Genomic DNA, 8337 nt, shown 5'->3' with positions numbered 1-8337 from the left:
GACAGCTTCCCGGTATGTGCCGGTGGGGGTGGGTTTATATGCGGGTTGGAATCCTGATTTTTCCTTAAAGGGTTTACAAGCTCAGGTGAGGACGGTGGAGCAGCAGGGTTATGGCTATTCGTTATTTTGTTGGGAGTTTGTGGTCATGCGTCATCTTTTTAATCATATTCCTCGGTTTTAAGTGAAAAGGCTAGTATAATTAAGGCTGTTCTAAGTAAGTGGTTCTAATTACATAGAAGATAGATTTTGCCTTCGATCTCCCCCTGCCTTCTAGGGTTGATTCATAGTAGGGTTGATTCATGAATCAACCCTACCCTGCCCCCCTTGATAAGGAGGGTGCCAATTCCCCCTTAATACTGGGGCTGATTCATTCTCCGAATCTAATTCTTTTTTTTGCTACTCTTAATGGCTTATGAGGTAAGCTAGGGAGTAGAGGAGTACAGGTTTTTGCTCTCATAGTAGATTGATTCATGAATCAATCTACCGTTAGGGGGGCCTAATACACCCAATGTTTATTTTCCAATTCACTGATACAATCGACCGCGCCAACTTTGGGGACGGGTAAAAGCAGAGATAAAAATGCGGATAACTGCCAGCGGATCCGCGAGGGGAGATAGCCAAAATAATCCCGAAGATAGATTGACTTTTTTGCCCCGATAGTAGCTAGGAGAGACAGCCAATAAAAGGGCAAAACGAATCAATAACAGCAGCAGGTTTAAAGTCAAAACAATTTTTAAACTCAGGAAATTGTAGCCAAAAATCAAAGCTGTGAGCAGTAAAGGGGTGATAATTATCGGTAATCCCTGAGTAAGAGCTAATAAAGCTAAATCGCCCCATAATTGCCCCTGATAGGAGGCATCTTTGAGGTCAAGGGATCTGCCCCATTCGCGCCAAGTTTCCTTAAGTCCTTCGTACATCCGCACGCGAATCAACTTCGCCCCATCGAGAAATCCCACCCGATAGCCTTTCGTCGCCGCTAGACGGGCCAGGGTGACATCATCGCAAAAAGAACCTTTTGCCCCGCTATAACCGTCTAAAGCCGCTAAAACTGACCGCCGGCAGAGAAAACATTGACCATTGGCCATGACTCGTTGGGGATCTTGCCCGCGCACTCCGGCCGCATCAAAGCGATAGAGCAAAGTCATCAATAAAGCCGGCTGTAACCACCATTCTCCCGGATAGGAGAGGATAAATTGCGGCGACAGGGAAACTAAATCATAACCTTCTGCGAGCGCAGCTTTAACTAAACTAGCGACTAAATTTGCTTGGGGTTGGGTATCGGCATCAATGCCCAAAATCCAGTCACTTTTAGGAGAACTAAACAAAAAACCATTGTGTAACGCCCAGGGACGACCTACCCAATCGGGGGGCAAAGGATAATCGGTTTTCAAGCGAAAGCGGGGGTCTTTTGCCGCTATCTCTTTGACTTTTTCCCGCGTACCATCTTGGGAATTGCTATCGACAATCAGAATTTCTCGCACTTCGTAACTCTGTTGACTCAATCCCTGTAAACAACCGTCAATCCTGGCCACTTCGTTTAACGTCGGCACAATCACGCTTACTGTCCCTAACATCTCCGGGGTGGGGGGTTGGGGAGTCAGGGGAGGACGACGACGCGCCCCTTTTAGCAGACGGGAAAGAAGGATAAAAAAGGCAACAGCCTGAGACAGTAGTAGCCCCAGGCAGAATGCACCGAGAATTATCTCAGTTAACAACTTATTTGGCTCCTCTCACCGAAACAACGGGAATTTTTAGGGTTGTTACTTCGCTGGTTGCCACTGTTTGCCCGGAAGCAACAGCCTTGGCGCGATTATAGAGGAGTGTTAAAGGCAGAATACCGGTGAGTAATCCTAAGAAAATCGGCGGATAAATACCGGCACCCATACTCATGACCGTAGCAAAGCCAAAATTACCCAAATACATCACAAAAGGCAGGGTTAAATCTTGACTTGGCAGTTTCACCGGTTGCACTTGCCAAATTAAAGTGGCTACCGTCATAAAAACACAGCCCGTGCCAAACCAACCGGCAAAATTTTCATAGGGCATCCCAAAGAAGGCCCCCGGTTGTTCCCAAATCCAGAAGGGTATGGTAGTTTGACTCATGGCCGGATCTAGGACAAAATCCCAGGAAGTTAATAATACCGCCCCGATAGCGATCGATCCTAGATTTTGTAGCCATTGGGGTATAGCAAGAGTGGATAAACCAACACGAGCGATGATATAGGCACTAAAACCGAGATAAAACCAAGATAGGGGGATAGTAAAGGGGACTAAACCCGCAATTTTGTAACCTAAGCCCGAAAGATAACGATAATGACCGAAAGGAAAGCCGGTACTGGTTCCTAATAGTTCGCTACAAAGGGATAAACTGATAGCGGGAACCATGAATCCTAACCAGTGCCACACTCCTAGAGTCCGATAGGCATAAACAGCCACGGCTGCCATTCCTAACACCATATACACCACACCCCCCCCAGCCATTGACCAAGCAAAGAAGGTTTTGCCAAAATCTGGTAAATTGGCCACAAATTCGGGATGGGGCAGAACTAGCAACAATCCGGCTAGTCCAAAAGCCATCGATACAATATGACCGATGAGCAGAGCTTTTTCGATCGCAATTAGTCGTCTCATTAAATCTCTAGCACTGCGAAAGGATAATCATTTTCAAGTTTACAAATCTTTATTAAAGAATTATTACGCAGATCGGTCACTTTCGGCAAAAAAGTTTTAGGGGGGCTAGGGAGTTTCCTGTAGTGGTGGTTTAGGAGTCATACTAAATCCTGTTTAGAAGGTATAGGGGAGTGGGAATTATGAATTATGAATTAGGGAGAGGGAAGACCACTTCGTGCGCGTTGCGGGGGGAGGTGGGGAGAGCGGAGCGGGGAGAAACAATTGATAACTTGGGAGTTAATCACACTATTAAAAACGGATTTGGTATCAGCAGGCAGGAGTCAGTGGTCATAATAATCAATCAAATTGTCTATTTGGAGATTTTATCTCAAATGTCGGGGCGAAGACCCTCGCTTTTAGAGACGAGATGAAACCCCGACCAATATAAAACAGCACTTCGACAGGATCAGTGTCCACATTTCGACACATTTCGACAGGCTCAATGTAAAGGATCAATGTAAAGGCTCAGTGACACGAAGAACGATTAAAAATAAGTGTCCAGTCTCCTGACAAAATCTCGAATAACTTCTTCTTTTAAGGGACTTGACCTACTCAGGCTAAATAGCTACTATATAAGTAGAGCAGATAGGGTAATCAACCGATTTAAAAACTCCTGTAGTCTAATCACTACGGTATCTGCACCTTGAAAATCAAAGATCTGGGTTTCTACTCAATAGTTCTAGTTTCTCACCCGCTCGTGATGTAAAATCTTTACAGGAACTAGACAAAGCAGTATTTGGAGTTAACACTTCAATTCAAGCAAACTTTGTAGAAATACAACTATCGTAGGGCATACGAAAAGTAACGCGCAAGCGTGAGAACCACCTCTGGGTTGGATAACGCAAGGCATCTAATTTAAGTGGACTCGATGAACCAAAAATCCCTCGCTTTTAGCGACGGGAGTGTCAAACTTAGTTTTTTCATTTTTTTAACCCCCAAAAATTAATTAGGCAAGAGGCAATGACTAAAAATGCCTGAAAATATATGTTAACAATCATGCTTTTAACCTAAAAAAAGCATTCTAAGATTAAGTCCTCTCGATCACCTAGTAATTGCAGCAGTTCTTAAAAAAACTCTCTCCATCAGACTCACTATAATTAAAACGGTAGCCTAGCTATGTCGGCAGAATCTAGACATCGGCGTTTACTTGCCAATCGATACCAACTGGTCGAGTTGATCGGTAGCGGTGCCATGGGACAAGTATATCGAGCAGAAGATAAACTATTAGGTGGCGTAACCGTCGCCGTGAAATTCCTCTCGCAAACTCTCCTCAACAAAAAAATGCGCGAGCGTTTCGAGCGAGAGGCGACTATTTCGGCACTTTTAGGCGAAAAAAGTATTCATATTGTTAAAGTTCGTGATTATGGTGTAGATGAAAAGGAAGTCCCCTTCTACGTCATGGAATTTTTGCAGGGGGAAAGCATAGGAGAAATCATCAAATATCACCCGCTGCCTCTCCCGCGCTTCTTTCATCTCACCCGTCAGATTTGTTTCGGCATCGAATGCGCCCATAAGGGTATTATCTTCCAAGGCGAGATGTGTCCGATTATTCACCGGGACATCAAACCTAGCAATATTATCGTGATTCAGGACTCAGGATTAGGGGAATTGGTGAAAATTCTCGATTTTGGCATCGCTAAACTCATCCAATCGGGAGAATCCCAAACCCAATCGTTTATGGGAACCTTAGCCTATTGTTCCCCAGAACAGATGGAAGGTAAAGAACTCGATCATCGTTCCGATATCTACAGTTTTGGGATTATGATGTACGAGATGATCACGGGAGAAACGCCCGTTTTTCCCGATAATCCCTCCTTTGGCGGTTGGTATGAGGTTCACCACTACGTTGAACCCCGTCCCTTTAATCCTAGCTTGCAATTACCGCCAGAATTAGAACAGTTAATCCTGCGCTGTTTAGCCAAAGCACCCAGCGATCGACCGCAAAGTGTTACAGATATACTACAACTTCTCGAACGACTCGAACCCCTAGTCAAAAATAATCAACCCAATAAATTGCATCGTATCGGTGAAATAGTCAAAAAAATCGACGATTACACCAGCAAAACTAAAACCCTTGATGATTTAGATCGAACCAGTGTTTCTGGTGCTAATGGGAAGGATATCTGTCTCAAGTCCAGTTGGCCCGAGGATAAACCGCGCCAAAAAATCGTCTTCTCACGCTGTATCAAGGCTGCTGACGGCATTTTTGCCAGTTTATGGGTAATGTTGGCTCGAGAAGATATCCCCGTCCGGGTTGCTAGTGTCCGTTATAATCAATTCCTCTTTTTACCCACACCCCACCCGATGATTCTCTGGATTACTGTCCTCTATCATCGTCAACAGGGGCCGCGCTGGTTGCCCTGTTATTTGGACTTAAAAACCCCCCAGGGTCAAAAAATGACCAAAACCCTCGGCGAAACCGGTCAATACTCGATTTTATTTTTCTCCCTCGAAGGCGGCAATATCTGCGAAAATGTGATCACCGCCAATATTCCCGCCAATCAATGCCAAAATTTGCAGCAATGGCTGACCGATAGTCAATTTGCCCAGATTGGCAGCCCACAAATTAGCAAGCGGATGTTAAAACAGAAACTCCAGGAACTTAAACCCAAAATTCTGGCCAAATTAGCCTCAGAATTACCCCCGCATCCCTAAAAAATTAGGGAGGCATTAACTAGGGTCTGCTGAAAAAGTTTTTCCTAGGGGCAGGGTGTAGGGTGTGGGGTGTGGGGTGTGGGGTTTTACCCATTTTCATCGGGTAAATTACCTAATTTTCAGGGAAAAAGTCCCTGAATTTTCCCCCCGACCACTCCCATATCTGGTACTTTTTGATTGACAAAAAGTCTAAAAGTCTTACCCAACAAGGTTTTTAGATTTATTCAGCTAACCCTATCTACTCACCCAGATTACAGAGGTCGATAGACACGGTAATCAATATTGGGGAAAATATTATCGATTTCCTCGACTTTTTGCAACCAACCAGAGTCAATCTTCTCGGATTTCACATCTTCATAGATTTTATTTAACCGCAGCAGGTGGGAACGAGTGCGCCGGACAGCATAGGGAACCATTGTACCGGTTCGCATAATAAAGGCCCAGTCAGAAGATTGCGCTAATAATAACTCCCGGGCTGCCTGATTTAAAGCCCGTTCCTGTAATTCATCCTCCGCTTCGTGATGACTTAATTCAATCATCCGTTCCGTGCCTTTGTGTAGGTGAGGATAGATCCAAGCGTTAGTTTCATTCAGCCAGTATTCATGGAAACCCTTATAACCCCAACTGGATTGGGAAGGACGACAGACCTGCTGAGTCGGGTTAGCCCGGAGATAATCGGCTAAATGGGTCATTTGGTAGATATTTTGGTCATACCAGGACTTACGGAACAGAAAATCAATAAACCAGGGTCCCTCATACCACCAGTGACCGAATAACTCGGCATCGTAGGGAGAAACAACCAGGGGAGGACGGCCCATAATTCCCGCTAAACTCTCCACTTGCCGCTCGCGATTATACATAAAATTGCCCGCGTGTTCGGCGGCTTTTTCTTTGGCCCAGTAAGGGTCATAAAGCCCTTTTTCCGATAAACCACCGTCCCGGCTAGTAATTTTATGGTATTTGATGCCTATATTCTTGCGTTGACCGTTGGGCATGATATAGGGCTTAATATACTCGTATTCCGCTTCCCAGCCCAAATCTTTATAGAATTCCCGATAAACTATATCCCCCGGATAACCGACTTGGGAAGACCAAACCTGTTGAGAAGATTCGTGGTCACGACCGAAAGCAGCCACCCCGGTTTCCGTGAAAATGGGCGCGTAACTGCCGTAACGGGGGCGAGGACGACCGTAGAGAATACCGTGGCCATCGACGAGGAAGTAACGAATGCCCGCATCGGCTAACATTCTTTCTACCCCTTCGTAGTAGGCACATTCCGGCAACCAAATGCCCTTGGGACGACGACCGAAATTTTCTTCGTAGTGTTGACAGGCCACCTCAATTTGCGCCCAGACCGCTTGTGGGTACATTTTCATCAGGGGCATATAACCGTGAGTCGCACCACAGGTGATAATTTCTAGGTTATTACTGTCAAGGAATTGTTTAAAAGCTTTGACCAGATCTCGATCGTATTTTTCCCAAGTTTGTCGGATACTTTGGAAGGATTCAGCGTAATATTCGGCTAAGTAGCGAATATGGCCATTGTGTTGATTATGGTCGATTTCTTTAGCAATTAATTCTTCTAACTTACCTAAGTGTTCTTCATAACGCTCTTGCAGTAACGGATCCCGCAGCATCGACACCAACGGCGGAGTCATGCTCATGGTCATTTTAAAATCGATACCGTCCCGCTTGAGACCTTCAAAAACTTGCAGCAGAGGGATGTAGGTTTCTGTGATTGCTTCGTATAACCATTCTTCTTCGAGGACGTAATCGCTTTCGGGATGGCGGACGAAAGGGAGATGCGCGTGGAGAACTAGGGCAACATAGCCAAAAGCCATAGGATTTCTTCTTAGAATTAAGGAATAAAACTTTAAGATTAGGTTGAGTAGATTTTATACTATCTTAAGCTTCTACAATAAAGAATATGATAAAAGTCGATCGATCGTCGATCGATCTCGTCAATCCCTAGGTTTACTAATTTTCCGATGCTCCCATCTAACGAGCCACTGACTGCTTTAGGGAGAGAGACGACAACGCCTCTCTCGATTCAACTTTTGCTGTTTGTTGATGACCGTCCCAGTTCTCAAGAAATTATCCGTCAAATTCAGGCCTATCTCCAGTCTTTAAAGTCTGATTACCCGATTGACCTACAAATCATCGAAATTCGCCAGCAACCTCATTTAGTCGAACATTTTCGCCTTGTAGCTACCCCCGCCTTGGTCAAAATTGCCCCCGGCCCCCGCCATACCCTCGCGGGCAGTAATCTGGTGGAACAGTTTAAAAAATGGTTGGTACGTTGGCAAAAAGCGATTAAAGAGGAGGTCAAAAATCATCACGCTGATGATGCACAACTTCAAGAGGTGGAACATTCGGGCGAACTCATCCGCATCGCCGATGAGGTTTTTCGTCTCAAACAGGAAAAGGAAGAATTATTAGAACAATTAAAATTTAAAGACCAAATTTTGGCTATGTTAGCCCACGATTTACGCAGTCCTCTTACCGCCGCTTCCATCGCCGTGGAAACCCTCGAATTAGCCTATCATCAACCAGATACTGAGCGCAGTCTGCAATTACGAGAACAACTGCACCAACAGGCCCGCAAACAGTTCCGGATTATGAACCGTTTGATTACGGATATTCTGCAAGCTTCTAAGAGCATGGCGGCGCAATTCACTCTCCAACAGAGTAAATTCTATCTGCAAGCCCTCTGTCAGGAAATTTTGTCCCAATTTACCGATACTTTTCAGGAAAAGACTTTAATTCTCCAAAGCGATATCCCCCAAGATCTGCCCCCCGTCTATGCTGATGAGGAGTTAATCCGACAGGTGATTATTAATCTCTTGGAGAATGGCATCAAATATACCCCCGCCGGCGGCGCAATTACCCTTTCTGTCCTCCATCGTACTACTCAAAAAGTACAAGTGAGCATCAGTGATACCGGCCCCGGCATTCCCGAAGAAAAACAAGAGCATATTTTTGAGGGTCATGTGCGTCTCAAACGGGATGAGG

The 8337-nt window shown here is 45.2% G+C and carries 5 protein-coding genes and 1 pseudogene; 3 read left to right on the top strand and 3 right to left on the bottom strand.

Going from position 1 to position 8337, the window contains the following annotated elements; all coding sequences use genetic code 11:
- Positions 1-181, top strand: a pseudogene (locus PX484_RS14640) (hypothetical protein); the annotation flags it as partial.
- A 343-nt stretch (positions 182-524) separates the two neighbouring features.
- On the opposite strand, the gene cruG reads toward PX484_RS14640, so the two are convergent.
- Together cruG and cruF are read right to left on the bottom strand one after the other, a co-directional pair.
- Complete coding sequence (gene cruG / locus PX484_RS14635; RefSeq protein ID WP_288104422.1) at positions 525-1715, bottom strand: 2'-O-glycosyltransferase CruG; 1191 nt, start codon at positions 1713-1715, stop codon at positions 525-527.
- A gap of 1 nt (position 1716) precedes the next feature.
- Positions 1717-2631, bottom strand: a complete 915-nt coding sequence (cruF, locus tag PX484_RS14630) for a gamma-carotene 1'-hydroxylase CruF (protein WP_288104420.1) — start codon at positions 2629-2631, stop codon at positions 1717-1719.
- A gap of 1155 nt (positions 2632-3786) precedes the next feature.
- Between cruF and PX484_RS14625 the strand changes: the two genes are divergently transcribed.
- Positions 3787-5325: a serine/threonine-protein kinase gene (locus PX484_RS14625; RefSeq protein WP_287766743.1), complete on the top strand. Its 1539-nt coding sequence runs from the start codon at positions 3787-3789 to the stop codon at positions 5323-5325.
- A 251-nt stretch (positions 5326-5576) separates the two neighbouring features.
- Here PX484_RS14625 and PX484_RS14620 read toward each other — a convergent pair whose 3' ends face one another.
- Positions 5577-7166 carry a glycoside hydrolase family 57 protein gene (locus PX484_RS14620; RefSeq protein ID WP_002801847.1) on the bottom strand — a complete coding sequence of 530 codons (1590 nt, stop codon included), beginning with the start codon at positions 7164-7166 and terminating at the stop codon, positions 5577-5579.
- 147 nt (positions 7167-7313) lie between these two features.
- Between PX484_RS14620 and PX484_RS14615 the strand changes: the two genes are divergently transcribed.
- Positions 7314-8337 (top strand): histidine kinase (locus tag PX484_RS14615; RefSeq protein ID WP_288104417.1); only part of this gene is annotated, 1024 nt, incomplete at its 3' end.

Origin of the sequence: Microcystis sp. M49636_WE2 (assembly GCF_030065375.1) — a bacterium.
Classification (GTDB): Bacteria; Cyanobacteriota; Cyanobacteriia; order Cyanobacteriales; family Microcystaceae; genus Microcystis; species Microcystis aeruginosa_C.
The sequence above is the reverse complement of the archived record's forward strand: the minus strand, read 5'-3'. Positions and strand labels throughout refer to the sequence as shown.

Bases quoted from the DNA above. Each gene is read 5' to 3' on its own strand.
- cruF (WP_288104420.1), bottom strand. From the start codon at position 2,631: ATGAGACGACTAATTGCGATCGAAAAAGCTCTGCTCATCGGTCATATT.
- PX484_RS14625 (WP_287766743.1), top strand. From the start codon at position 3,787: ATGTCGGCAGAATCTAGACATCGGCGTTTACTTGCCAATCGATACCAA.
- PX484_RS14620 (WP_002801847.1), bottom strand. From the start codon at position 7,166: ATGGCTTTTGGCTATGTTGCCCTAGTTCTCCACGCGCATCTCCCTTTC.